The following is a 25,873-nucleotide window of genomic DNA, read 5'->3' on the forward strand; positions in this document are numbered from 1 at the left end:
CATGGACGCCGAACGCTGGCTGCGGCTGTCGCCGCACCTCGACGAACTGCTCGACCTCGACCCGCCCGCGCGCGACGAACGCCTGCACGCGATCGCCGGCGACGACGCCGAGCTCGCCGCCGAACTCGCGCGCATGCTCGCGCTCGAGGACGGTCGCGACGACTTCCTCGCCGAGCCCATCGTCGTGCCCAAGGCGCTGCTGCGCGAAGGCAGCGAGGTCGGCCCGTACCGGCTGGAAACGCTGCTGGGCGAGGGCGGCATGGGGCAGGTCTGGCGCGCGTCACGCGCCGACGGGCTGTACCAGCGCCGCGTCGCGCTCAAGCTGCTGCGGCCGGGCCTGACCGACGAGAACCTGCGCCTGCGCTTCGCGCGCGAGCGGCAGATCCTCGCGCGCCTCGCGCATCCGCACATCGCCGGCCTGCTCGACGCCGGCGTCAGCCCCGAGGGCCTGCCGTATCTCGCGCTCGAGTACGTCGAGGGCGAGCCCATCACCCGCTACTGGCAGCGCCTGGACGTGCCGCTGGACGCCCGGCTGCGCATGTTCCGGCAGGTCTGCGCGGCAGTGAGCCATGCGCACGCCAACCTCGTGGTGCACTGCGACCTCAAGCCGTCGAACATCCTGGTCACGCAGGACGGGCAGGTGCGACTGCTCGACTTCGGCATCGCGAAACTGCTCGACGGCGCCGCGCCGCGCATGGACCACACCCGTACCGGCGCGCGCGCGTTCACCCTGCACTACGCGGCGCCCGAGCAGATCCGCGGCGCGCCGGTCACCACCATGACCGACGTGTACTCGCTCGGCGTGGTGCTCTACGAGCTGCTGACCGGCAGCAAGCCCTACCGCCTCAAGCGTCAGAGCGACGCGGAATGGGAAGAGGCCATCCTCAGCCACGACCCGATGCGGCCCTCGCAGCGCCTGCTGCGCGACGCCGAGGCGCTGACGGGCCTGGAGCGCCAGCAGTTGCGCCGCCGCGCGCGCCGGCTGATGGGCGACCTCGACAACATCGTGATGCGCGCGCTGTGCAAGCAGCCCGAGCAGCGCTATCCGTCGGTCGAAGCGCTAGCCGAGGACCTCGCACGCCACCTCGCCGGGCGGCCGGTGCTGGCGCGGCCGCAGGGCCTGCTGTACCTGGCGCGCAAGTACCTGCGCCGTCACCGCTGGGCGCTGGCCGGCACCGCGGCCGCGCTGGTCTTCATCGCCGTCGCGGTGGGCGTGACCTGGCAGCAGAGCCGCGAGGCGGTGGACGAGGCACGCCGCGCGCAGGCCATGCGCGACTTCATCGCCAGCGTCTTCGAGAAGGCCGCCGAGACGCGAGACGCGCGCGCGGTCGACCTGCGCGCGCTGCTCGATGCCGCCGTCGAACGCGGCGACCGCGAACTCGCGCGCGAGCCGGTCGCGCAGGCCGAGCTGCTGGGTCTGGTCGCGCGGCTGCGCATGGGCCTGGGCGACTACTCGCAGGCGCTCGCGGTGCTCGAACGCCAGCGCCGGCTGCTCGACGCGCAGGACACCGTGCCGGACGGCCTGCAACTCGAGGCCGGCGCGCTGCGGGGCGACGTGCTGCGACGCACCGGCGACGCGCGCGGCTGCGTCGCCGGCATGCGCCCGCTGCTGCCGCTGGCCGAGCGCCGGCAGGCGGCGTTGCCGACGCCCGCCGCCGAGTTCCTGTCGCAGCTGGGCCGCTGCGAACGCGCGCTCGGCGAGCTGCGCGAGGCGCGGGCGCTGTTCGCCCGCGCGCTGGTGCTGCGCCAGTCGGTCAACGCGCCGGGCGCGGCGGTGGCGGAGATCGAGAGCCGACTCGACCTCGCCTCGCTGCAGGTCGACCAGGGTGAATCGGACGCGGCGCTCGGCACCTATCGCGCGGCGCGCGCGCGGCTCGATGCCGAGGTCGGCCCGCGCCATCCGCTGCAGGTCGACATCGGCCGCCAGATCGCCACCGTCGAGCGCCGGCTCGGCCACCCCGGCCGCGCCGAGCGCGCCTTGCTGGATACGCTCGCCGTCGCCCAGGACGTGCACGGCGCGCAGCATCCGGTGACCCTCGCGGTGCGCCGCGAACTTGCCGAGGTCCTGATCGAGCAGTCGCGCTATCGCGATGCAGCGCTGCCGCTGCGCATGCGCCACGCGCAGCTGGTCGCGCGCCTGCCGGCGTCGAGCCTGGTGCTGCGCGACAGCAACCTCGCGCTGGCGCGGGTGGAATGGGAACTCGGGCGTCGCGCCGCGGCCCTGTCGGCGCTGGATGCCGCGCTGGCGATCGACCGACAGCGCGGCGATACCGACGCCATCGCCGCCGCCTTCGCGCTGCAGGCGCAGGTGCTGCAGGAGGACGGCCTCCACGAGGACGCGCGCACGCTGCTCACGCAGGCGCGGCAGCTGCGTGTCGACCGGCATGGCGCGGCGGATGCATCGGTGGCCGACGTCGACCGCCTGCTCGGCGAGCTCGATGCCGAACGCAGCGACCCGCGCGCACTGCCCGAGCTCACCCGCGCGCTGCATTTCCTGCGCCTCGGCTACGGCCCGACGGACATGCGCACGCGGCTGGCGCAGCTGTCGCTCGCACGGGCGCAGGCCGCCCGCGGCGATACCGTCGCGCTGCGCGTCCTCGATGTCATCGCCGCCTCGGGTCGCGGCTCGACACGGCCCGAACCGATCGCCTGGCGTGCAGCCGCCTATGCCGACGCGATCCGCTGCCAGGGCGCGCCACGTTCGCGGGCCGCGCGGCATCTGTCGCAACTGGTCGAGGCGGTGGGCGGTGCGCAGCCCGACGGCAGCGTGGTGCTGCGCGAGCTGGAACGGCTGGACCAGCAGTGCCGGCGCGCCGGCCTGCGCATGGCGATGCGCGAGTAGGCGCGAAAAACCGTTCTGCCGCGACGGCGCGGCTCAGCCCTCGCGGCGCTCCAGCGGCAGCGGCACCTGCATTGGCTCGATGGTGCCCTCGCCGCGCATCACCGTCTTGAACTGCGCGCGCGAGACCGACACGTAGCGCTCGTTGCCGCCGATCTCCACCTGAGGCCCGTCCTGCACCGCGCGGCCGTGTTCGTCGACGCGCACGGTCATCGTCGCCTTCTTGCCGGTGTGGCAGATCGTCTTGATCTCGTCGATCTCGTCGGCCCAAGCCAGCAGGTACTGCGAACCTTCGAACAGCTCGCCGCGGAAATCGGTGCGCAGGCCGTAGCACAGCACCGGAATGCGCAGCCGGTCGACGACCTCGGTGAGCTGCCAGACCTGCGCCTTGGTCAGGAACTGCGATTCGTCGACCAGCACGCAGTGCAGCGGCCCGTGCGCGGCGATGTCGCGCTGGACACAGCCTTCCAGGTCGTCGCTGCGCGAGAACGCCTGCGCCTGCGCCGACAGTCCGATGCGCGAGGACACCACGCCGCGCCCGGCGCGATCGTCGAGCGCGGGCGTGAGCACGTAGGTGCGCATGCCGCGCTCGGCGTAGTTATGCGCCGACTGCAACAGCGTGGTGGTCTTCCCGGCGTTCATCGCCGAGTAGTAGAAGTACAGCTTCGCCATGCGCGCAGTTTAACGACTGCGCACGCGGCTCAGCGCGGCTCCGACTCCGGTGCGGCCGGCTCGTCGGTCTTCGTCGCCGACGGCGCGGCCTGCGTGGCGCGCACGTCCTCGAGGTCGCCCGCTTCCACCTTGCCGCCCGGGTTCCTCCACATCGCGTCCTGCAGCTTCCAGTACTTCTCCGGATCCCAGTAGCTGACGCTACGCAGTTGCGTGGCGTCGACGGACTGGTCGCCGAACGCGCTCGGAATGGTGATGCGCGCGTTTCCTGCGAAACCGGTGCGGCTACCCACGCCCTGTCGCGATTCGCGGCGCAGCTGCAGCGCGAAACGCGGCTTGGCGGCGGCATCGCCGTATTCCGCGTAGATCGCCTTGCCTTCCTCCAGCGAGCGGGCGCGCTCGGCCTCGCTCATCCGCGCCCAGTAGCGTTCGCGACGGATGACGAAATCCTTGTAGCCGCGCTCCGAGGCGAGATCCATCCACGCATAGGCCAGCGCCATGTCCCGCGTGACGCCGTGACCGCCGGCGTACATCTCCGCGATCATTCCCTGCGACGGCTTGTCGCCGAAGTACGCGGCGCGACGGAACAACGTCATCGCGCGTTCGTAGTCCTTGCGGGCGTAGGCCTCCATGCCGTACTTGCGGTACTCCAAGTCTGGATGGCCGCGAAGCATCATCTCGAACTCGAGCGAGCGCGCGTCCTTCGGTGCGTCCTTCGACGTGTCGGCGGCGAAGGCGGCGCCGGACGCCATGCCCAAGCCTAGTGCCAGGGACAAGGTGGTCGCAACGAGACGGAACAGCATGGGAGCATCCTGCATGGTTTTGAGAGGCGCGCAGGATAGGAGGCCGGCAGCGACGTCACCAGCCAACCGATGGCCTATGAAGGCGGCCGTTCAGCATCGGAATGGCGGATAACGTCGTGCCGCGCAGGGCTTCAGCGCGGTCGTTCTTCGACCGGCGGTGCGGGCTCGTCGACGCTGTCGCCGTCCGTCGCGATCAGTGCATTGGTGGCGTCCGATGCCGCGTGCTGCTCGAGTTCGCCCGCGCTGCCGTAACCGGTGCGGATGTCGCGCTGCACGAGGTCTTGATACTGCCAGTACTGTTTTGGTTCCCAGTACTGGCGGTCATAGAACTTCGTGTTATCGACAGTACTGTCGATGCCGCCCGACTGGGCGATTACCAGTGTCTGGCCATTGCCGCCGAAGCCGGTGCGGCTGCCTACAACGCTGCGCAGCGCCATACGCAGCAGGCGCTCCTGGCGCGGCTTCGCCACGGCATCGCCGAACTGCGCGTAGATCGCCTGCCCTTCGTCCAGCGCCCGCTGGCGCTCGGCCGCGTCGAGTCGGCGCCAATAGCGCTCACGCAACCGTAGGAAGCTCGCGTAGCCCCGCTCGGCCGCGAGATCCATCCAGGCGTAGGCGAGCGCGCGATCTCGCTGCACGCCGGTGCCGCTCCAGTACATCTCCGCGATCATCGCCTGCGACAGCTTGTCCGCGAAGAAGCCGGCGCGGCGGAACGCGGCGAACGCGTCGTCATGGCGGCCCTGCCGATAGGCTTCGTAGCCGATCAGCCGGTATTCCCAGTCGGGATGGTTGCTGAGGAACCCCGCACGGACCATCGATCGGTCTTCCAGCGGGTCCGGAGGCAATGGCTCTCCCGCTGCGACCGGGCCAGCAAGCGAGAGCAGCAACAGCGGCAGCACGAAGCGCTTCATCCGGGCCCCTCCATGGTAGGCCCGCCCGACTCTACGCCCGCACGTTGGCGGCGTCATCCGGGAATTTCACACCCCCGGGCAGTACGGCACAATGTTCCGCCCGCAGGTGGTTCCGATGCACGGCCTCAATCCCCAGCAGCGCGCTGCCGTCGAGCATTGCGACGGTCCTCTCCTCGTCCTCGCCGGCGCCGGTTCGGGCAAGACGCGCGTGATCGTCGAGAAGATCGCGCACCTGATCGCATCCAATCGCATGCCGGCCAAGCGCATCGCGGCGATCACGTTCACCAACAAGGCCGCGAAGGAAATGCGCGAACGCGTGGCGAAGCGCATCAGGGGCGATGCGGCCGACGGCCTGACCATCTGCACGTTCCACGCGCTGGGCCTGAAGTTCCTGCAGATCGAGCACGCGAAGGCGGGCCTGCGCCGCGGCTTCTCGATCTTCGATGCCGACGACAGCACCGCGCAGATCAAGGACCTGCTGCCCGCCGGCAGCAAGCCCGACGTCATCGACGCGGTGAAGGGCCTGATCTCGCGCGCGAAGAACGCCGGCCTCTCGCCCGAGGAAGCGATGCGCGAGGCGCGCACCCCGCGCGAGATCGAGGCGGCGACCGTCTACGACCTCTACCAGCAGCGCCTGTCGAGCTTCAACGCGGTCGACTTCGACGACCTGATCCGGCTGCCCGTGCAATTGCTTGAAGCCGACGAGGACATGTGCCTGGCCTGGCGCGAGCGCATCGGCTACCTGCTCGTCGACGAGTGCCAGGACACCAACGACGCGCAGTACCGCTTGCTCAAGGCGCTCGCGGGCCCGCGCGGCCTGTTCACCTGCGTGGGCGACGACGACCAGTCGATCTACGCCTGGCGCGGCGCCAACCCCGACAACCTGCTGCAGCTCGGCAGCGACTACCCGACGCTGCGCATCGTCAAGCTGGAGCAGAACTACCGCTGCAGCAACCGCGTGCTGCGCGCGGCGAACACGCTGATCGCCAACAACCCGCACGAGCACCTGAAGACGCTGTGGTCGGACCAGCCCGACGGCGAGCGCATCCGCATCTGGGAATGCCGCGACGCCGCGCACGAGGCGGAGAAGGTGGCGGCGGAGATCCAGTTCATCGCGGCCAGCACGTGCGCGCCGTGGAGCGATTTCTGCCTGCTGTTCCGCGGCAACTTCCAGAGCCGCGCGCTCGAAAAAGCGTTGCAACTGCAGCGCGTGCCGTACCACCTCTCCGGCGGCACGGCGTTCCTCGACCGCGGCGAGGTCAAGGACGTGCTGAGCTGGCTGCGCCTGCTCGCCAATCCCGACGACGACGCCGCGTTCCTGCGCGCGGTGCAGGCGCCCAAGCGCGAGGTCGGTGCGGGCACGCTCGCCAAGCTCGCCGAACTCGCCGCGCATGCGCACATGCCGATGGCGCGCGCGATCGAGAACGTCGGCGCGCTGAAGCAGTTGCCGCCGCGTGCCGCGAATGCCCTGGATTCCTTCGCGACGCTGGTGCGCCAGCTGCGCGCGAAGTCGGCCCACGCGACGCCCGCCGAACTCGTCGGCGAGGTCGCCGAGCGCAGCGGCCTGCTCGCGAGCGTGCGCGCGCAGTGCAAGGACGAGGCGAGCTTCCAGCGTCGCAAGGCCAACATCGACGAACTCGCCGGTTGGTTCGAGGGCGCGCGCAACGCCGGCCCGGGCGAACTCGCCGCGCAGCTCGCGCTGCTCTCGCATGCCGACAAGGGCGAGCCCGGCAACCAGGTGCGCCTCATGAGCCTGCACGCCGCGAAGGGCCTGGAATTCCGCTACGTCTTCATCGTCGGCATGGAGGACGGCACGCTGCCGCACGAGGCGAGCCTAGACGAAGGCCGTCTGGACGAGGAGCGTCGCCTGCTCTACGTCGGTATCACCCGCGCAAAGGAGCGGCTCTGGCTGTCGTACTCCAAGCGCGCCGAGCGCTGGGGCGAAGTGCTCCGGCTCAAGCCCAGCCGCTTCCTCGACGAGTTGCCCGCTACCGAAATCCAGCGCGACGGCGCCGATCCGGTGGCCGATGCCGAGAACAAGAAGGCGCGCGCGGACGCCGGGTTCGCGGCGATCCGGGCCTTACTTGACGGCTGAGGATCGGTCGATGCCCGACACCTGGGCGTCAATCACCTGCATCGGTCTCTAGACGCGAAAAAGAAAAGGCGGCCTTTCGGCCGCCTTCTCCGTGATGCATCCATGCATCCTGTGCCGTCAGAAGCGGACAGAGATCCGCGCCGAGGCGCCGTGGTCGCGCGCCTCATCACCGTGCTGGCCTGTGTAGCCCAGCTCGAGCAGCGTGCGCGGGCTCAGCCACGCACCAATGCCTGCCTCGGCCGTCCATGCGTTCTCGGCCAGAGTGGCGCCCTGTACGCTGAACGCACCGCCGCCTGCCCACACGGCCTGCGTGGCCGAGTCGAGATCGCCGGACGCGTGGCGGTAACCAACACCACCGCGCAACTGCAGCCAGCCGGGCGTCTGACCGCGGCCGGCTGGCATCACCGCGAAGCGCACGCCAGCAGTCGACAGGTTGACACGACTGTCGCCCTCGACGGTCAGCGCGGCGCTTCCGCCCGTCTCGCTGAAGCGATCGGCATCCACACGGACGTGGGCAATCTGTGCGTAGGGCTCCACCGCCCAATTCGCGCCCTCCACTCGCCAACTGCCTTCGACGAAGCCCTGCAGCGTGCGCGTGCCGTAGTCGGCGACGAGCGTCTGGTCGACGTTGCCGAACGCGACGCGACGACGCATGTCGATGTCGTGATCCGCCCAGGCCACGCCGCCCTTCAGGCCGACGCCGCCGAGGCGGCTGCCGCCGTAGACCGCCAGCTGCGTGGCACGCGTGTCGCCGCGGCTGGCGCGTGCGCCCGCGCTGAAATCGTCCTCGCTGCGGCCCAGCAGGCCACCGACGGTCCAGCCACCGGCGAACGTGTGGTCGACGCCGACCAGCACGCCGCTGCCCTGCGCGTCAATGCGCGCCGCATTGCCGTCGGCATTCACGTGGCCGCCGGTCGCGAGGCCCTGCGCCCAGATCGACGTGCCGCCTTCGGCATCCGCGCCCGGTGCCGCCTGCGGCAGGCCGCGGGCGAGTGCCGCTTCGCGCACGTGGCGGCTCGTGTCGACGAGCAGTGCACGCGTGCTCGCATGCGCTTCGCCACCCAAGGCATCGAACGCGGCCTGGGCCTGCGCCGGGAACAGCTGGGTCAGCGAGGTGAGCAGCGAGTTCGTGACCGCCATGGCGTCGGCCGCGGCGCCGACCCGGCGCTGGTTGGCGGTGCCGCCGGCGTCGGCGAGCGCCATTCCGCGCGCGACGTTCAGGCCGATGGCGTTCGCGCCGTAGGCGAGGTCGAAGCGCAGGAACGGCGAGAACGCGCTGCGGTCCAGCGCCTGGAACTGCCCGGTGACGCCGCCGGTCGCGTTGAGCAGCGTGTACTGCTGGCCGAGCAGGTAGGTACCCGACGGGCCCGACAAGCGCACGGTGCCACCCTGCAGCACGGCGTTGCCGGCCACGTCGATGCGGTCGGACGCGCCGTTGGCGCCGAGTTCCGCCTCGAAGAACGAACCCGCGCCCTGCAGGTAGGTGCCGTTGACGTGCAGCGTGCCGATGCTGTTGCCCGGCGCGACGGTGCCGTAGACCGACAGGCCGTCGAGCGTGCCGGTACCGCCGAGGCGGCCGCCTGCGTTGACGCGGGTCGTAGCGCCGGCCACGGCGCCGTTGACGGTCGCAGTGCCGCCGTTGTTCACCGTGAGCGTGCTGCCTGAAAGACGACCGCCCAGCAGAAACACGCCGCCGTCGACGGTGGTCGCCGCGGTGAGCGCGTTGTCGCTGGTGAGCTCGAGCACGCCCTGCTTCACCGTCGCGCCGGCGAAGCCGTTGTCGCCGGAAAGGCGCAGCCAGCCCATGCCCGACTTGGTCAGCCGGCCCGGACCACCGATGTCGTTGGTCCAGTCGTCCCAGGCCAGGCCCGACCACGTGTGCACGCCGCCCGCGTGCTGGTTCATCACCACGTCGGTGTCGACACGCAGCAGCCCCGGCCCTTCAATGGCCCTCTTGAGATCGATCAGGCCCCAGCCGTAGATCTCGTCCACGCCCTTGGCGCCGAGATCCATCGCCGTGGTCAGCAGGACATCACGGATCTGCGGGTTGTCGAGGTAGGGGAAGCGCTCCATCAGCAACGCGAGCGCCCCGGTGACGTGCGGGGCGGCCATCGAGGTACCGGTCATGTAACCATAGCCGTACTCGGGCTGCTGGCTGGTGATATCCAGGCCGATCACATTGCCCTTGTCGTCACGCACCACGTTGCCGTCGATGCGGCCGTCGACGATGGTCGACGCGATGTCGGTGCCCGGCGCGGTCACGCACCAGTCGCGGCTCAGGCCGCAGATGCTCGAGCTCTCGTCGATGTCGCCGCTGTCGTTGACGTTGACGACGCTCAGCCAGTACTTCTCGAGGCCTTCGACGTAGCGCGGCAGCGTGGCGTAGATGCCCGCGATGTCGCCGTAGTTGTTGCCCGCGGCGAACACCTGCAGCACGTGGCCCTCGAGCGACGGGTCGGCATAGGTCCTGAAGTACTCGTCGACGCCTGGCAGGTGGTAGAGCTCGTCCATGTCCGCCGCGGTGTTCGGTTCGGTCGAGAGCCCCCAGCTGTGGTTGATCGCGCGCACGCCCTGCGCACCCATCTGCGCATACATGTCGGCGACGGCCGAGCTGTCCGGGCCGATGGCCAGGCTCTGGCCGCCGTTCACGCCGAGCAGGCTGAAGAGGTCCTGGTAGGTATTGGAGAACAGGCGGGCAGCGCTGAGGTCGGCGCCGAAGGCCACGCCGTGGGTGCCGCGGCCATCGCGATTGGCGGCCATGGTGCCGGCGACGTGCGTGCCGTGCGTGCCGTAATGGAAGCCGGCCAGCGACTCCAGATACTCCGGCACCCAGTCGTAGAGGTAACCGATGTCGACGAGGTACTGCACGAGCGCGCGGTCCTCGTCGGTGTATTCGAAATAGTCCACCGCGACGCTGCCGCCATCGGAGCTGAAGCAGGCGTCCGGGCCGTCGAGCGCGACGTTGTTGGCGCAGCGGCTTCCATCGCGCAGCAGGTCGGCGATGCGGATGCTGCGGGTGCTCTTGCCGGCGAACTCGCCGTGGCCCAGCGCAGCGCCGCTGTCGAAGACGCCGAGACGGACGCCGCGACCGGTCAGGCCGCGCGCATAGGCGTACTGGGCGTTGATGGCGCCCAGCCCCCAGTCGGCATTGAATTCGCGCGTACGCCAGCTGTCGGGATTGCCGACGCGGCCGGTTTCGGCAGGAGCCTGCTGGGCAGCGGCGGGCAGGACGGCACCGACCGCCAAGCCGGCGACGACCGCGCAGGAAAGTAGCGAGCGCGCGAGCCCCGCGCGGGTGTCGCGCTTGGAACGATTCTTCATGAAATCCCCATTTCTGAAAGAAAACGGCCCACCCCCTTGGCAGGCCGTTGGCCGCGACATGTCGCGGACCGAGGGGTATACGACAGCGCTGGCCGGATTGTCGACCGGATTTCGTCTACTGGGAGGGGGCGTAGGGACGACGGCGACACGCAGATCGAAAAATCAATAACCTACGACGCAAACCCGTGCCGTTGTGTTAGGAATAACGTTTATTTAAGCTATCTCTCGTCCGGCTCCGGCCGGCGCTGTCCAACTCGTTGTTGTCCCGCCGGCTCCGGTCGGATTTTGGAAGGAGGCTTCGGCCTCCTTTTTCTTTTCCGGCCGCGGGGTCGAGCGGACGGGTCTGCGATGCACGCCGCAGTCCGTGAACGGGCCCGGCGGCGCCCGCGGCCCGATGGAGCCGCTTCGGCATAATGCCGGCGATGGCCCAGCAGACGCCCCTGCCGTTTCCCGACGGCTCCATGCCCGAATCGGGCACTTCGACGTCCGATCCGGCGTCGACGCCCGTCGAGGCGTCCGCGCCGCCGGCGGGCGACGCCGTGGATCCCGACCAGCCGGAGCTGCCGATGCCGGGCGCGACGCCGGGCGATTCCGTGCTCGACCCGCCGCCCCCGCCGCCGCGTCCGCGCCAGGTCGACACTGCCTCGCGCCCGCTGTGGGCGCGCGTGCTAGGCCGCGTGCTGTCGCCGTGGGTGGCGCTCAAGATCGAACCGGCGGCGCCCGCCGAACACGTGCTGCCTGAGTGGAACGGGCGCCCGGTCTGCTACGTGCTGGAGGACTACGGCCTCTCCAACGCACTGATCCTCGACCGCGCCTGCCGCGAGGCCGGCCTGCCGTCCCCGCTGAACCCGCTTCCCGGCGATCCGACCGGCCGCGGCCGCGCCTATGTCGCGCTATCGCGCCGCAGCGTGGGGCCGATCGCGCCGATCCCGAACATTCCGGGCGTGCTCGAGCGGCCGCAGGTGCCCAACGGCAAGTCGCATTCGGAATCGCTGGCACGCCTGATCGAGGCGCACCGCGCCGATCCGGCGCTCGACGTGCAGCTGGTGCCGGTGTCGATCTTCGTCGGCCGCGCGCCGGAGAAGACCAGCGGCTGGTTCTCGGTGCTGTTCTCGGAAAACTGGCAGCTGGTCGGCCGCTTCCGCCGCCTGCTGTCGATCGCGCTCAACGGCCGCTCGACCTACGTGCGCTTCGCGCCGCCGGTGTCGATGCGCGCCATCGCCGACGAGGGCCTGCCGCCCGAGCGCACGGTGCGCAAGCTCTCGCGCGTGCTGCGCACGCACTTCCGCCGCATCCGCAGCGCGGTGATCGGGCCGGACCTGTCGACGCGCCGCCTGCTGGTCGACCGCGTACTCGCCGCGCCCAGCGTGCTCGACGCCATCGCCGACCAGGCGCGCCGCGACAACACCGGCGTGGCCGAGGCGTGGAAGAAGGCGCATGCCTACGCCTACGAGATCGCGGCCGACTACTCGCACCCGGTCGTGCGCTCGGCGAGCTTCCTGCTGGCGCCGGTGTGGAACCGCATCTACCGCGGCGTGCTGGTCCACCACCTCGACCGGGTGAAGGAAGACGCGCCCGGCCACGAAGTCGTCTATGTGCCCTGTCACCGCAGCCACATGGACTACCTGCTGATCAGCTACCTGCTGTACACGCGCGGCATCGTGCCGCCGCACATCGCCGCGGGCGTGAACCTCAATCTGCCGGTGGTGGGCACGTTCCTGCGCAAGGGCGGTGCGTTCTTCCTGCGCCGCTCGATCCGCGGCAGCGCGCTGTACTCGGCGGTGTTCTCCGAATACCTCGCGCAGCTGGTCGCCGGCGGTTACTCCATCGAGTACTTCATCGAGGGCGGCCGCTCGCGCACCGGGCGCCTGCTGCAACCCAAGGGCGGCATGATCGCGATGACGCTGCGCGCCTACCTGCGCGCGCCCACGCGCCCGGTGATGTTCCAGCCGGTGTACATCGGCTACGAGAAGCTGATGGAAGGCCGCAGCTACCTCGACGAGCTGTCCGGCAAGCCGAAGGAAAAGGAATCGATCTGGCAGCTGCTGATGGGCATCCCGAAGGTGCTGTCGAGCAACTACGGCCAGGTGGTGGTGAATTTCGGCGAGCCGATCCGCCTGACCGACGTGCTGGCCGAGAAGGCGCCCGACTGGGACGGCCGCCCGCTGCCCGAGGACGAGAAGCCGTCGTGGATGGCGGCGACGGTCGACACGCTGGCCGAGCGCATCCAGGTCAACATCAACCGCGCGGCAGACGTGAACCCGATCAACCTGCTCGCGCTGGCGATGCTGTCCACGCCGAAGCACGCCATGAGCGAGGCCGACCTGCTGCAGCAGATCGCGCTGTCGAAGAAGATCCTCGCGCAGCTGCCGTATTCCGACCGCGTCACCGTCACGCCGCATACGCCGGAGGAGATCATCGCCCACGGCGAGGAGATCGGCGTGCTGCTGCGCGTGAAGCATCCGCTCGGCGACGTGCTGGAGGTCGACGACGAGAAGGCGGTGCTGCTGAGCTATTTCCGCAACAACGTGCTGCACCTGTTCACCGCCGCGTCCTGGGTTGCCTGCTGTTTCCAGCACAACCGCCGCATGACGCTGTCCTCGGTGCTGCGCCTGGGCCGCAGCGTGTACCCGTTCCTGCAGGCCGAGCTGTTCCTGCCGTGGAGCGAGGACCAGTTCGTCGAGCGCCTGCGCGCGACCGTCGACCTGTTCGAGGCCGAGGGCCTTCTGCGCGCGCGCGACGAGGACGACCGCGAGCAGCTCTCGCGCAACGCCAGCCAGTCCGACGAGGTGTTCCGCCTGCGTGCGATCGGCCATTCGCTGCAGCAGGCGTTCGAGCGCTATTACATCGCCATCTCGGTGCTGGTGAAGAACGGCCCGGGCACGCTGAGCGCGGGCGAGCTGGAAACGCTCTGCCAGCTGGCGGCGCAGCGCCTGTCGCTGCTGTATGCGCCGGCGGCGCCGGAGTTCTTCGACAAGTCGCTGTTCCGCGGCTTCATCGCCAAGCTGCGCGAGCTGCGCCTGGTGTGGGCCGACGAGAACGGCAAGCTCACCTTCGACGAGCGCCTGGATGCCTGGGCCAAGGACGCGAAGTTCATCCTCGGCCGCGAGCTGCGGCATTCGATCGAGAAGGTCAGCCCCGAGGCGGCGAAGCCGGCCGCCTGATCAGGCCGGTTCGTCGGGAATCAGCGCCGATTCCAGCCGCGCGATGCAGTCCTTGAGCTGCAGCTTGCGCTTCTTCAGACGCGTAATCGCGAGCTCGTCGTGGATCGGCGCGTGCGCGAGGCCGTCGATCGCGAGATCGAGGTCGCGGTGCTGCTGGCGCAGGTCGGCCAGCTGGCGGGCGATGTCGGCGGGGGTGCGGCCGTCGTTCATGCCGCGAGCTTAGCCCGGCCCGGCGATGCCGGGGAGCGGCGGAAGGTGATGCCGGACGCGCCGCTGAACCTCGTCAGGTGCGGAGACAGCCCTTCCGTAGAATGGCGGCCTATGAGTACGCCGTCGCCCGCTCACGTCGAACACCTTCCCGTCCTGACGCTCGCCGAACCCGCTCCGCGGTCGCCCGCGCGCCGGCAGGCGCACGAGGCCAACAAGCTCGCCAAGCGCCTGCGCCACCAGGTCGGTCGCGCGATCGCCGACTTCGGCATGATCGAAGACGGCGACAAGGTGATGGTCTGCCTGTCCGGCGGCAAGGACAGCTACACCATGCTCGACATCCTTCTGCAGTTGCAGAAGAAGGCGCCAGTGCGCTTCGAGATGGTCGCGGTCAACCTCGACCAGAAGCAGCCGGATTTCCCCGAGCACGTGCTGCCGGCCTACCTCGAGTCGATCGGGGTGAAGTACCACATCCTCGAGCAGGATACGTATTCGGTGGTGACGCGCGTCGTGCCCGAGGGCAAGACCATGTGCTCGCTGTGCTCGCGCCTGCGCCGCGGCGCGCTGTACACCTACGCCGACCAGGAAGGCTTCACCAAGATCGCGCTCGGCCACCACCGCGACGACCTCGTCGCCACGTTCTTCCTCAACATGTTCTTCCACGCCAAGCTCTCGGGCATGCCGCCCAAGCTGCTCAGCGACGACGGCAAGCACGTGGTGATCCGCCCGCTCGCCTACGTCAAGGAGGACGACATCGCCGCGTACGCGGAGGCGAAGCAGTTCCCGATCATCCCGTGCAACCTCTGCGGCTCGCAGGAGAACCTGCAGCGCAAGCAGGTCAAGAGGATGATGGACGCCTGGGAGCGCGAATCGCCCGGCCGCATCGAGACGATCGCGCGTGCGCTGGGCGACATCCGCCCCTCGCAGCTCAGCGACCCCAAGCTCTTCGACTTCATGGCGCTCGGCGCGCGCAGCGACGCGCCGCTGCCCGATGCGCATGCCTGGCTCGCGGGAGCGCCGGGTGACGACGAGAACTGACGGCCGCCTCGTACGGGTAACGCACAAGCCGAATCAATCGTAAGACCCGAAGGGCGCCGACAGGATGTCGGCCGTCGCCACCCGAGACAGGAGGCCGAGTGTGGCGATCTGCGCAGGCGTCGCCGGTCGCGAGCTGTAGATCCGTCGGGGAAGTTGCTTTCTTTTGGTTGCTTTTCTTTGCAGCGGCAAAGAAAAGTCACTCGGGCGCGACAGCGCACGAAACGCTTTCGCTTTTCAACACGTTGCGACGGGCATCCCTCGCACCTCGAAGAAGAAATCAAACCGAATGTTCTTTCGCAATATCACCCTCTTCCGCTTCCCGACCTCCCTGCAGCTCGACGCCTTCGACGCCGGTCTGGCCGAATGCGCGCTGCGCCCCGTCGGCCCGATGGAGCTCTCCACGCGCGGCTTCATCTCGCCGTTCGGCCGCGACACCGAAGGCCTCAAGCACGTGCTCGACGAGGCCTACTGGCTCGCCGTCGGCGGCGAGGACCGTCTGCTACCGGGTGCGGTGGTCAACGACATGCTGCAGAAAAAGCTCGACGACATCGAGCAGAAGGAAGGCCGCCGCCCGGGCGGGCGCACGCGCAAGCGGCTGAAGGACGAGCTCATCACCGAGCTGCTGCCGCGCGCCTTCGTGCGCCCGACCCGTACCGACGCAATCCTGGACATGAAGCAGGGCATCGTCGCCATCGACACGTCCAGCAAGAAGTCCGGCGAAAACGTGGTCAGCGAGATCCGCAAGGCGCTGGGCAGCTTCCCGGCGCTGCCGCTGAATGCCGAGGTGGCGCCGCGCTCGGTGCTGACCGGCTGGCTGGCCGGCGAGTCACTGCCGGACGGGCTGTCGATGGGCGACGAATGCGAGCTGCGCGACGCGCTCGACCAGGGCGCGGTGGTGAAGTGCCAGCGCATGGAGCTCGAGAAGAACCCCGAGATCGACAAGCACCTTCAGAGCGGCAAGCAGGTCACGCGGCTCGCGCTGAACCTCGACGACCACGTGAGCTTCGTGCTCGGCGAGGACCTGGTCATCCGCAAGTTCAAGCTGCTGGACGGCGCGGTGGACACGCTGGAGAACACCGAGCGCGAGGACCTGCGCGCCGAGCTCGAGGCGCGCTTCGCGCTGATGAGCCACGAGCTGCGCCGGTTGTTCAGCGTGCTCGAGCCCGCGTTCAAGCTGTCGAAGGTCGAGTAAGCGGCCGTGTTCTTCCGCGCACGGCCGCCGCAGGTCGCGACGCCTGCCGCGCCGCGCGCGCCGCTGCGGGCGACGTTGCCCGACGGCGGCACGGTCGAAGTGCGCTGCGTCGAGAACCGCCGCGTGCGCGGCCTGCGCCTGACGGTGACCGAGCGCGGCGTGCGGCTGACGATGCCGCCGCGCACGAGCGAGCGACGTGCGCTCGCCTTCGTGCAGGAACACGCGGGCTGGCTGGCGGGGCAGCTGCGCCATACGTTCGACGGCGTCGAGCCGCTGCAGGTCGGTACGAGCACGACGCTGCCGCTTCGCGGCGTCGACGTGCCGCTGGCCTGGCGCGAGGGCCGCTTCCTGCGTGTCGAGCTGGAGGAGGCGGGCATCGCCGCCACCCTGCCACCTGCGCTTGACGCGCGGCGCGTGCGCAAGGCCTTCGCCGATTTCTACCTCGCGCAGGCGCGCGCCGACGTCGGCCGCTGGTTGCCCAAATACCTGCCGTCGCTGCCACGGGCGCCGCGCGACGTCAGCATCCGGCCGCTGACCTCGCTGTGGGGCTCGCTCGCCCCGGACGGCCGCATGCGGCTGGACCTTGCGTTGGTCATCGCGCCGCCCGCCGCGTTCGAATACGTGCTGGTGCACGAGCTTTGCCACCTGATCCAGGCGAATCATTCGAGCGCGTTCTGGGACGAAGTGGAGCGGCGCTATCCGGACTGGGAAGCGCAGCGCGACCTGTTGCGTACACGCGGGCGGCCGATCAAGGCCGCGCTGCGCGCGGCCTGCGATACGCCTGCGGGTTGATAGGCGGACACGCTCGTGCCCGGCTGCATGCGGGGCTCATCTCGCCACACCGTCGATAAAGCCGGAATGTGCGGTCGGTGCGAAGCGGGCATCAGGGCGACGTCGAAACTTCATTAAGCGCCGACGAAACCCAACGGTTTCGTCACCGCACCGTCGCGGCAAAATTTTCTGCAGCGGCGAAGGCTTTTCCGGGAAAAGCGCGAAACCACTGGAGCGGCGAAGCGGCACTACGTTCGCGAAGGGTTCATTCGGCGGCGATGATCGGCATTTCGTGACGTGCGTCACGACTTGGCACGGGATGTGCGACGAGGCCGATGCGCCTGCCAAGGCGCCTTCCTCCCCCATGTCGACCTCCAGGAGACAGTCTCATGCGCAAGACCCTTATCGCCGCTTCCGTCGCGATCGCGCTCGGCTTCGCCGCCCCCGCCTTCGCGCAGGACATCACCGAGTCCTACAACGACAACTCGACGAACGGCTCGTACAACGACAACTCGAACACCGATTCCGGCAACGTCAGCGACTCGGGCAACCTCGACCTGGCGGTCTCCGATTCCGGAAACGACAGCTCGACGAACGACTCCTACAACGACAACTCCGACAATTCGGACAACTCGCTGAACTTCACCGACAACTCCGACAACTCGCTGAACTTCGCCGACAACTCCGACAACTCGGACAACTCGGACAACAGCGACAACTCGGATAACTCGGTCGCGATCGCCGATTCGTACAACAACAGCTCGACCAACGACTCGAACAACGACAACTCGGACAACTCCGACAATTCGACCAACGACTCGTACAACACCGACAACTCGCTGAACTTCGCCGACAACTCGACGAACGACTCCAATAACGACAATTCCGACAACTCGGACAACAGCGACAACTCCGACAACAGCATGGCCGCCGCCGACAACATGGGCGTCGCGGCCAGCGGCGGTGCGTCGGCGACGCAGACCACGACCGACTCGTTCAACTCGAGCTCGGCGGTCGCCACCACCGTGCTGCTGGGTTCGGTGTCGGGCAACTCGGTGGGCAGCTTCGGTAACGTCGCCTACTCGGGTAATGCGGGCGCCGGCAACGGCGGCGACGGCTACGGCGGCTACGCCAACGGCGACGGCGATGCGCCGGGCAGCGACGGCGGCGCGGGCGGCACGGGCGGCACCAGCACGGCCGACGCCGGCACGTTCGACGCCTCCAACCAGATGAACGGCTCGGCCAACGCGGCCGCCGGCATTATGGTCATGGGCCAGAACTCGGGCGCTTCGTCGTTCATCCAGCAGGGCGTGACGGTCCAGTCCAACCTCAACGTGGGCGGCCGCTAAGCGGTGCGACCGACGCGTCGCCTAGGCGGCGCGTCGCTTCCTTGTCGCCGGCGGGGCTTCGGCCCCGCCGGTTCCGCCTGCCGGCCTCCGGCAGCCACGACCCAAGGAGACGCCATGCGCATTTCCCTGCGAAAGACCCTCGCGATCGCCGGCCTCGGCCTGCTCGCCTCCACGGCCCAGGCCGTCGAGCCGATGCTGCCCGAGCTGCAGGTCCGCGAGATCCCGCTGTCGTTCGACACCGCGTCCGCGCCGGACACGGCGCCTGCCGATCCCGGCGATCCCTTCGCCCAGCCGCTCACCGGCGAGTCGCTCGACGCCCTGCGCGGCGGCGACAACGTCCATACCGTCACCAACGTCTCCGACGTCAACGGCAAGGTGGACGGCAACACCGCCAGCAACGTCACCAGCGGCGCCAACCTCGTCGACGGCGGCGCGTTCGGCAACGCCACCGGCCTGTCGACGGTGATCCAGAACAGCGGCAACAACGTGCTGATCCAGAACAGCACGGTGGTCAGCATCCAGTTCGCGCCGACGCCATGAGGGCAGCGGCATTCCTGCTGGCGCTGACGGTCGGCCTCGCCGGCCATGCGCACGCGAGCACGGTCGACCTGCGCGCATCCGGCAGCGCCTATTCGGTGCCGGTGACCAGCCTCAAGGAGGCGCGCTTTCGCAACACCGTGCGCCAGCAGTACGACTTCAGCTGCGGCTCGGCGGCCACCGCGACGCTGCTGACCTACCAGTACGGCCACCGCGTCAGCGAGATGGACGTCTTCCGCGAGATGTACGCCAACGGCGACGCCGCGAAGATCCGCAAGGAAGGGTTCTCGATGCTCGACATGCGGCGCTACCTGGCGTCGCTGGGTTACCAGGCCGACGGCTTCCGGCTGCCGCTGGAGAAGCTCGCCGAGGAAGGCGTGCCAGCCATCGTGCTGCTCAACGACAAGGGCTATCGCCACTTCGTCGTGGTGAAGGGCCTGAAGGGCGGTCGCGTGCTGCTCGGCGATCCGGCCCGTGGCACGCGCTCGATGCCGCGTGCGCGTTTCGAGCAGCTCTGGGACAACCGCGTGCTGTTCGTGGTGCACAACCGCCGCGACGTCGCGCAATTCAACCGCCCCGCCGACTGGCGCATCGCGCCCGCGGCACCGCTGGCCATCGGCATCCAGCGGCGGGGGCTGCAGGACGTGGTCATGCCACGTCGTGGACCGGGAGATTTCTGACATGCGCCTGCCCGCCCTGCTCGCACCCTTCCTCTTCGTCGTGCTGGTATTCGCACCCGCCGTGCGCGCCGCCGACGACTTCGGCCCCGCGATCGAACCCGGCGAACTCGACGGGCTGCGCGGCGGTTACCAGCTGCCCGGTGGCCTGGCGATCGGCTTCGGGCTGGAGCGCCTCGTCTCGGTGAACGGCGAACTCGTGGTCGCCCAGCGCGTGGACATCCCGAACCTCGCCACGATCACGCCGGACCAGGCACGCGAACTGGCCTCGCTCACCGACGGCCGCACCATCCAGGTCGGCGGCGCCACCACGATCACGCCCGGCATCGGCACGGTGGTGATCCAGAACGCGCTGGACGACCAGCAGATCCAGGCGTTGACGGGTCTTCACGCCACGGTGAATACGCTCGGCCTGCTGCAGAGCATGAACTTCTCCCGTTCGCTCGACGACGCGCTGCGTCTCGGCGGCACGCCCTGATACGCCCTCCGAGGTCGCCGATGCCCCCGCTCCGTCGCCTGACCCTGGCCATCGCCGTTTCGCTGGCGTTCGCCGGCACCGCGCATGCGCAGGACGCCGATCGCATGGCGCAGCTGGAGAAGCTCGTTGAGGCGCAGGCCGCCGAGCTGTCCGCGCTGCGGCAGAAGCTCGATGCGCAGTCGCAGGACATCGCCGAGCTGCGCGACCAAGTGCGGGCCGACCAGCTCGACTCGCTGCGGGGCGAAGGCGCCATCGCGCCGTCGATGCTCGGCAGCGCCGCGGCGGCGACCGGCATCGTCTCGGGTGCTGCCGCGCTGGACGCGCTCGATCCGATGGCCGCGGACCCGCAGGCCACCGGCGGTGGCGCGACGACCGCGTCCACCGGCCCGCAGGTGAATGCCGCGCAGGCCGCCGCGCCGAACAACGGCGCACCACCGACGCAGCCGGTCGGACAGGCGCCGACCGAAGAGAGCTCGCGCCCGCAGCTCGCGCAGATCTTCGAGCAGCCCGGCGTGCTCACGCCGCGCGGGCACTTCGTGCTCGAACCCTCGATGCAGGTCGGCTACTCCTCGAACGACCGCGTCGCGCTGATCGGCTACACCGTCATCCCGGCGATCCTGATCGGCCTCATCGACGTGCGCCAGGTCAAGACGACCACCGTCACCGCCGCGCTCACCGGGCGCTTCGGGGTCACCAACCGCTTCGAGGTCGAAGCGAAGGTGCCGTACGTCTACAGCTACACCGACACGGTGAGCCGCGAGATCTTCACCGGCAGCGCCACCGACACCGCCTTCAACACCGAAGGCAGTGGCATCGGCGACGTCGAGGTGACCGCGCGCTACCAGTTCAACCGCGGCAGCCCCGACAGCGCGTACTGGGTCGGCTGGCTGCGCTACAAGTCGCGCACCGGCCGCGACCTGTTCGAGGTGGTGACCGACTGCGTGACGCGCTGCGTGGAGAACGCGACCGGCACCGGCCTGCCACTGGAATCGCCGACCGGCAGCGGCTTCGAATCGATCCAGCCGGGCCTGACCTGGCTGTACGCCTCCGACCCCGTGGTGTTCTTCGGCAGCTTCAGCTATCTGCACAACCTCGAGCGCAAGAACGTCTCGCGCACCGTGCTCACCGGCGCGCCGCCGGGCTTCCCGCAAACGACGACCGACCCGATCGGCGACCTCAAGGCCGGCGACGTGCTCGGCTTCAACGTCGGCCTGGGCCTCGCGCTCAACGAGAAGGCGGCGATCTCCATCGGCTACGACCACAGCTGGGTCGACCGCACGGAGCAGAACGGCGAACCGTTGCCGGCCTCGGTGCGGGTGATGCTGGGCACGCTGCTGCTCGGCGGCTCCTACCGCTTCAACGACCACATGAGCCTCAACGTCTCGCTCGGCGTCGGCGTCACCCGCGACACGCCGGACACCACGCTGATGGTGCGGCTGCCGATCACGTTCTAATCCCTGACATCGCATCGGCCCGCGATCGGGCCGGCCGCCGCGGTCGCGCTGCGTCCTCCGGTCGAACCGACGTTACGACGCAGCCCGTTCGCCGCGCAGGAAACCGCCGATCACCGCCGCGACCTGCGCCGGGATCTCCATGTGCAGGTGGTGCCCGCCGTCGAGCCCCACGACCTCGGCATCGCGCAGGCAGGCCGCACGCGCGTCGCGTACATCGGCGGGGAAGAAGCGGAACGCGGGCACCGCGTGCACCAGCCGCACGGGACATTCGATCGCGGCGATCACGTCGCGCATCTGCGCCTCGCTCATGCGCACCGCGGTGGGCCGCGTGAGGCGTGCATCGCTGCGCCAGGCGTAACCGCCGTCGCCGGCCGGCGCGAGGCCGCGCTCGACGATCAGCCGTGCCGCGGGCTCGCCCAGGCCGCCGGCCTGCAGGCGCGCGCGCACCGCGAGGGCCACATCGGGAAACACACGACGACGCGCGCCGGCCGGCTCGGCCTGCGCCGCGAACGCCTCGCGCAGGCGCTGCGCGGTGCGGTCCTCGGCCTCGGTCAGCCCGCCGAGCGCTTCGATGAGCGCCAGCCGCGCCACGCGCTGCGGCGCGCCGGCGGCCACCAGCGTCGCGGTCGCGCCGCCCATCGAATGGCCGAGCAGCGAGAAGCGGGTCCAGCCCAGCGCATCGGCCGCGCTCAGCACCGCGCGGGCGGCATTGACCAGCGTGTACTCGGCCGAGGCCGGCAGGTGTGCGCTGGCGCCGTGCCCGGGCAGGTCGAGCGCGACCAGGTCGAGGCCGTCGAGATGCGCCGACAGCGGCAGGAAGCTCGCCGCGTTGTCCAGCCAACCGTGCAGCGCGATCACCGGCGTGCCGCCATGGCCGAAGCGCAGCGCCGCCAGCCGCCCGAACGGCGTGTCGAGGTGGATCTCGCGCATGTCAGGCGATCGCGTCGAGTTCGCGCCGCGCGATGTCGGCGATCACGCGCGCATGCGCCGGCGAGTCGTTGAGGCAGGGGATGTAGTTCATGCGACCGCCCGCCTGCGCGAACTCGTGCGCGAGCATCTCGCTGATTTCCTCGAGCGTCTCCAGGCAGTCGACCGCGAAGCCCGGGCAGGCCACGTCGACGTCGTGCACGCCGCGCGCGGCCAGCGACTGCAGCGTCGCCTGCGTCGACGGGCCGATCCACTTCTCCTTGCCGAACTGCGACTGGTAGGCCAGCGACCACTGGCGGTGCTCGAGCCCGAGCGCGTCGGCGATCGCCGCGGCCGAGGCCTCGCACTGGCGCTGGTAGGGGTCGCCGCCGCGGATCAGGCGTTCGGGGATGCCGTGGAACGAGAACAACAGGTGGCGATCGCCCGACAGGCCCTCGCGCCCGGCGCGGATGCTGTCGGCGACGGCGGCGACCCAGCCGGCGTCGAGGTGGTAGTCGGCCAGCACGCGCGGCCTGATCGCGTCCATGCGCGCGGCGACGTCCTCGATCGACGCGGTGGTGGTGGTCGAGTACTGCGGATACAGCGGCAGCACCAGGATGCGCGCGTAGCCCTCGCCTTCCAGCTGCGCGAGCACGCCCTGCAGCGAGGGCCGGCGGTAGCGCATCGCCTCGACCACGCGCACGTCCGGCATCTCGGCCTGCACCGCGCGCGCCAGGCGCCGCGTGTACACCGCGAGCGGCGAGCCGCCGTCCTCGCCGTCGATCCAGATCGACGCGTACTTCTTCGCCACCGGGCCGCCGCGCAACGGCAGGATCACGAAGTGCAGCAGCGGGCACCACAGCCAGCGCGTCATCGACACCACGCGGTGGTCGTGCAGGAACTCGGACAGGTAGCGACGCACGTCCGCCGGCGTCGGCGCATCCGGCGTGCCGAGGTTGGCGAGGACGAGGGCGGTGCGGGGCGCGGCGGTCATCGGCATAGCATGACAGCGCCGCACATGCGGGCGCAGCCGGGGCGACGGAATGCAGCGTCGTCGACGCACCGAGCGGCCGCGGCGCCGGCTACGGTTGCTTGATATTCATCCCGGCCTCACTAGCCTGAACCACCCGCCCTCTTCCGGTATCGACCATGGCCCGTCTTCCCCGCCTGTCCGGCCTCGTCCTCGCGCTCGGCCTCGTCGTCGCCGCACCGGCCATCGCCGGCCCGGCCGAGGACGAACGCGCGCGCAATTCGCTGCGCGTGCTGCAGGAGATCCGCGAGATTCCCGAGTCGTCGATCCCCGACAAGCTGCTCGACGAGGCACGCGCGATCGTCGTGGTGCCCGACACGCTGAAGATCGGCCTCGTCGTCGGCGGCCGCCGCGGCCACGGCGTGATGGCGGTGAAGAATCCCGACGGCACCTGGTCGCAGCCGGCCTTCGTCAAGCTCACCGGCGGCTCGATCGGCTTCCAGGCCGGCCTGCAGTCCTCCGACATCGTGCTGGTGTTCCGCGGCGCGCGCGGCGTGGATTCGATCGTCAACGGCAAGGTGACGCTGGGCGCCGATGCGTCGGTTGCCGCGGGCCCCGTCGGCCGCAGCGCGGCGACGGCCACCGACGGCCAGCTCAAGGCCGAGATCTGGTCGTGGTCGCGCGCGCGCGGCCTGTTCGCCGGCATCGCGCTCGACGGCGCGGCGCTGCAGGTCGACGACCAGGCCAACCAGCTCGCCTACGGCGCCGGCACCACGCCGCGCATGATCTTCGAGGGCCGCGCGCGCAGCGCGCCGTCGACGGCACTGGTCGACTTCCGCGACGCACTGGAAGAAGCGACGGCCGCCGCGCGCGCCGAACGCGGCACCAGCGCGAACGTCGCCGTCGCCGCGCCCGTGCAGCCGAGCGGCCCTACGACGGTGCCGGTGGCCGCGCCGGTGGCCGCCGAGCCGGCGCCGCAGCCGTTCCAGGACGCCGAACCCGCGGTGAAAACCGAACCGCTGCCGTAAGTCCCGTACAGGGCGCTGCGTTATCCTGCGCGCTCTATTTTTCAAGCAGGCAGCGCCATGGGCAGCTGGAGCCTTACCCACTGGTTGATCGTTCTGGTGATCGTCGTGCTGGTGTTCGGCACCAAGCGGCTCACCAGCGGCGCGCGTGACGTCGGCGAAGCCGTGCGCGAATTCAAGAAGGGCGTGCGCGGCGACGAGGAGGCCAAGCGCCTCGCCGACGAGCGCCGCGACGAGGCCGCGACGCGCGAGCGCGACCGCGACGCCAGCGACGTCGACCGCGACCGTCGCTGAGCCCCGGCGCGCGGCGCCATGTTCGACATCGGCTTTTCCGAGCTGCTGGTCGTCGCGCTGGTCGCGCTGATCGTGCTCGGCCCCGAGCGCCTGCCCAAGGCCGCGCGCATGGCCGGCCTGTGGGTACGCCGCGCGCGCGCGCAGTGGTACGCCGTGCGCAGCGAACTCGAGAACGAACTGGCCGACGAGGACATGCGCCGCAGCATCCTGCGCGCGCGCGAGGAGATGCGCGAGGCGCAGGACGCCCTGCGCGCCGATGGCGAGCGACTGCGCGCGCAACTGGATGATGCCGAGGCACGCATGGCGCGCCCGCCCGGCGTCGCCGAGCCCGAGCCGGCGACGCCCCGTGTCGACGACAGCGCGCTGCGCGCGCAGCAGGACGACGCCGAGCTGCGCATGACCGAGCCGTCCACCACGCCTTCGCCGCATGAGCCGCGCTGACGACGCGCTGCCGCCGCCGACCGGCGCGCCCCGCCTGCTCGACCACCTGATCGAGCTGCGCGCGCGGCTTTTGCGCGGCGCGGTCGGCGTCATCGTGGTGTTCGTCGCATTGATGCCGTTCGCGGCCGACATCTACACGCTGCTCGCGCATCCGCTGCTGAAAACGCTGCCGGGCTCGGGGCATCTGATCGCCACCGATCCCGCGGGCGGCTTCTTCGTGCCGATGAAGCTCGCCTTCATGACCGCGCTGTTCGCCACCGCGCCCTGGCTGCTCTACCAGGCCTGGGCGTTCGTCGCGCCGGGGCTGTACCGCCAGGAAAAGCGCGTGGCGATGCCGCTCTTGGTATCGGCGGTCGGCCTGTTCTACCTGGGCTGCGCGTTCGCCTACTTCGTGGTGCTGCCGGCCGCGTTCGGTTTCCTCGCCAAGTTCACCCCCGAGGTCGTTGCGCAGACGCCCGACATCGGCAAGTACCTCGACTTCGTACTGGTAATCTTCCTCGCCTTCGGCGCCAGCTTCGAGCTGCCCGTGGCCCTGGTGATCCTGGTGCTGCTGGGCTGGGTGACGCCGGCGCAGCTGCGCGAATGGCGCGGCTACGCGGTGGTCGGCATCTTCGTGGTCGCGGCGGTGATCACGCCGCCGGACGTGGTGTCGCAGCTGATGCTGGCGATACCGATGTGCCTGCTTTACGAAGCGGGCATCCTCGCCTCGCGACTGGTGGCGAGGCGCTGAGG

The 25,873-nt window shown here is 69.9% G+C and carries 22 protein-coding genes; 15 read left to right on the forward strand and 7 right to left on the reverse strand.

Annotation, left to right across the window (positions count from 1 at the left end; genetic code table 11):
- Nucleotide 1: 1 nt before the first annotated feature.
- Nucleotides 2-2,842 carry a serine/threonine-protein kinase gene (locus IE066_RS11605; RefSeq protein WP_189450025.1) on the forward strand — a complete coding sequence of 947 codons (2,841 nt, stop codon included), beginning with the start codon at nt 2-4 and terminating at the stop codon, nt 2,840-2,842.
- A 33-nt stretch (nt 2,843-2,875) separates the two neighbouring features.
- Here IE066_RS11605 and IE066_RS11610 read toward each other — a convergent pair whose 3' ends face one another.
- From IE066_RS11610 to IE066_RS11620, 3 genes are all read right to left on the reverse strand, one after another.
- Nucleotides 2,876-3,511, reverse strand: a complete 636-nt coding sequence (locus IE066_RS11610) for a thymidine kinase (RefSeq protein WP_189450028.1) — start codon at nt 3,509-3,511, stop codon at nt 2,876-2,878.
- Between the two features lie 29 nt (nt 3,512-3,540).
- Nucleotides 3,541-4,260, reverse strand: a complete 720-nt coding sequence (locus IE066_RS11615) for a sel1 repeat family protein (protein ID WP_189450031.1) — start codon at nt 4,258-4,260, stop codon at nt 3,541-3,543.
- A gap of 182 nt (nt 4,261-4,442) precedes the next feature.
- Nucleotides 4,443-5,222 carry an SEL1-like repeat protein gene (locus IE066_RS11620; protein ID WP_189450033.1) on the reverse strand — a complete coding sequence of 260 codons (780 nt, stop codon included), beginning with the start codon at nt 5,220-5,222 and terminating at the stop codon, nt 4,443-4,445.
- A 115-nt stretch (nt 5,223-5,337) separates the two neighbouring features.
- Between IE066_RS11620 and IE066_RS11625 the strand changes: the two genes are divergently transcribed.
- Nucleotides 5,338-7,317 (forward strand): UvrD-helicase domain-containing protein, encoded by a 1,980-nt coding sequence (locus IE066_RS11625; protein WP_189450036.1) that lies wholly within the window; start codon nt 5,338-5,340, stop codon nt 7,315-7,317.
- A 117-nt stretch (nt 7,318-7,434) separates the two neighbouring features.
- Here IE066_RS11625 and IE066_RS11630 read toward each other — a convergent pair whose 3' ends face one another.
- Nucleotides 7,435-10,638 carry an autotransporter domain-containing protein gene (locus tag IE066_RS11630; RefSeq protein ID WP_229790795.1) on the reverse strand — a complete coding sequence of 1,068 codons (3,204 nt, stop codon included), beginning with the start codon at nt 10,636-10,638 and terminating at the stop codon, nt 7,435-7,437.
- A gap of 413 nt (nt 10,639-11,051) precedes the next feature.
- On the opposite strand from IE066_RS11630, the gene plsB reads away from it, so the two are divergent.
- A complete protein-coding gene (gene plsB / locus IE066_RS11635) occupies nt 11,052-13,802 on the forward strand; it encodes a glycerol-3-phosphate 1-O-acyltransferase PlsB (protein WP_189450041.1) in 2,751 nt (916 codons plus the stop codon).
- On the opposite strand, the gene IE066_RS11640 is transcribed toward plsB, so the two are convergent.
- Nucleotides 13,803-14,012, reverse strand: coding sequence for a YdcH family protein (locus IE066_RS11640; RefSeq protein WP_189450044.1), 210 nt, complete (start codon nt 14,010-14,012; stop codon nt 13,803-13,805).
- Between the two features lie 111 nt (nt 14,013-14,123).
- Between IE066_RS11640 and ttcA the strand changes: the two genes are divergently transcribed.
- The 8 genes from ttcA (at nt 14,124) to IE066_RS11680 (ending at nt 21,505) form a co-directional block, all read left to right on the forward strand.
- On the forward strand, nt 14,124-15,047 hold the full coding sequence (gene ttcA, locus IE066_RS11645) for a tRNA 2-thiocytidine(32) synthetase TtcA (RefSeq protein ID WP_189450047.1): 924 nt from the start codon (nt 14,124-14,126) through the stop codon (nt 15,045-15,047).
- Nucleotides 15,048-15,333: 286 nt separating this feature from the next.
- A complete protein-coding gene (locus IE066_RS11650) occupies nt 15,334-16,239 on the forward strand; it encodes a recombination-associated protein RdgC (RefSeq protein WP_189450050.1) in 906 nt (301 codons plus the stop codon).
- A gap of 6 nt (nt 16,240-16,245) precedes the next feature.
- Nucleotides 16,246-17,031, forward strand: a complete 786-nt coding sequence (locus IE066_RS11655; RefSeq protein ID WP_189450052.1) for a M48 family metallopeptidase — start codon at nt 16,246-16,248, stop codon at nt 17,029-17,031.
- A 368-nt stretch (nt 17,032-17,399) separates the two neighbouring features.
- Nucleotides 17,400-18,359, forward strand: coding sequence for a hypothetical protein (locus tag IE066_RS11660; protein ID WP_189450054.1), 960 nt, complete (start codon nt 17,400-17,402; stop codon nt 18,357-18,359).
- 114 nt (nt 18,360-18,473) lie between these two features.
- Entirely contained in the window at nt 18,474-18,899 is a 426-nt protein-coding gene (locus tag IE066_RS11665) for a hypothetical protein (protein ID WP_189450056.1), read from the forward strand.
- Nucleotides 18,896-19,576, forward strand: coding sequence for a C39 family peptidase (locus IE066_RS11670; RefSeq protein WP_189450058.1), 681 nt, complete (start codon nt 18,896-18,898; stop codon nt 19,574-19,576). Before IE066_RS11665 ends, IE066_RS11670 begins: the two co-directional genes overlap by 4 nt.
- Nucleotide 19,577: 1 nt before the next feature.
- The gene (locus IE066_RS11675; protein WP_189450060.1) at nt 19,578-20,051 is read left to right on the forward strand and encodes a hypothetical protein; all 474 of its coding nucleotides are present in this window, start codon (nt 19,578-19,580) and stop codon (nt 20,049-20,051) included.
- A gap of 20 nt (nt 20,052-20,071) precedes the next feature.
- Nucleotides 20,072-21,505 (forward strand): tol-pal system YbgF family protein, encoded by a 1,434-nt coding sequence (locus IE066_RS11680; RefSeq protein ID WP_189450063.1) that lies wholly within the window; start codon nt 20,072-20,074, stop codon nt 21,503-21,505.
- A gap of 72 nt (nt 21,506-21,577) precedes the next feature.
- Here IE066_RS11680 and IE066_RS11685 read toward each other — a convergent pair whose 3' ends face one another.
- Both IE066_RS11685 and hemH read right to left on the reverse strand, forming a co-directional pair.
- Nucleotides 21,578-22,435, reverse strand: a complete 858-nt coding sequence (locus IE066_RS11685; protein ID WP_189450064.1) for an alpha/beta fold hydrolase — start codon at nt 22,433-22,435, stop codon at nt 21,578-21,580.
- Between the two features lies 1 nt (nt 22,436).
- Nucleotides 22,437-23,405 (reverse strand): ferrochelatase, encoded by a 969-nt coding sequence (gene hemH, locus IE066_RS11690; RefSeq protein ID WP_189450066.1) that lies wholly within the window; start codon nt 23,403-23,405, stop codon nt 22,437-22,439.
- 155 nt (nt 23,406-23,560) lie between these two features.
- On the opposite strand from hemH, the gene IE066_RS11695 reads away from it, so the two are divergent.
- From IE066_RS11695 to tatC, 4 genes are read left to right on the forward strand one after another with little or no spacing between them, the layout of a single operon-like run.
- Nucleotides 23,561-24,409, forward strand: coding sequence for a lipid-binding SYLF domain-containing protein (locus tag IE066_RS11695; protein WP_189450068.1), 849 nt, complete (start codon nt 23,561-23,563; stop codon nt 24,407-24,409).
- A 57-nt stretch (nt 24,410-24,466) separates the two neighbouring features.
- A complete protein-coding gene (tatA, locus tag IE066_RS11700; protein ID WP_189450070.1) occupies nt 24,467-24,700 on the forward strand; it encodes a twin-arginine translocase TatA/TatE family subunit in 234 nt (77 codons plus the stop codon).
- 18 nt (nt 24,701-24,718) lie between these two features.
- Entirely contained in the window at nt 24,719-25,141 is a 423-nt protein-coding gene (gene tatB, locus IE066_RS11705; RefSeq protein ID WP_189450073.1) for a Sec-independent protein translocase protein TatB, read from the forward strand.
- Complete coding sequence (gene tatC, locus IE066_RS11710) at nt 25,128-25,871, forward strand: twin-arginine translocase subunit TatC (RefSeq protein WP_189450075.1); 744 nt, start codon at nt 25,128-25,130, stop codon at nt 25,869-25,871. Before tatB ends, tatC begins: the two co-directional genes overlap by 14 nt.
- Nucleotides 25,872-25,873 lie beyond the last annotated feature (2 nt).

Source organism: Cognatilysobacter xinjiangensis, assembly GCF_014651995.1.
Taxonomy (GTDB): Bacteria; Pseudomonadota; Gammaproteobacteria; order Xanthomonadales; family Xanthomonadaceae; genus Cognatilysobacter; species Cognatilysobacter xinjiangensis.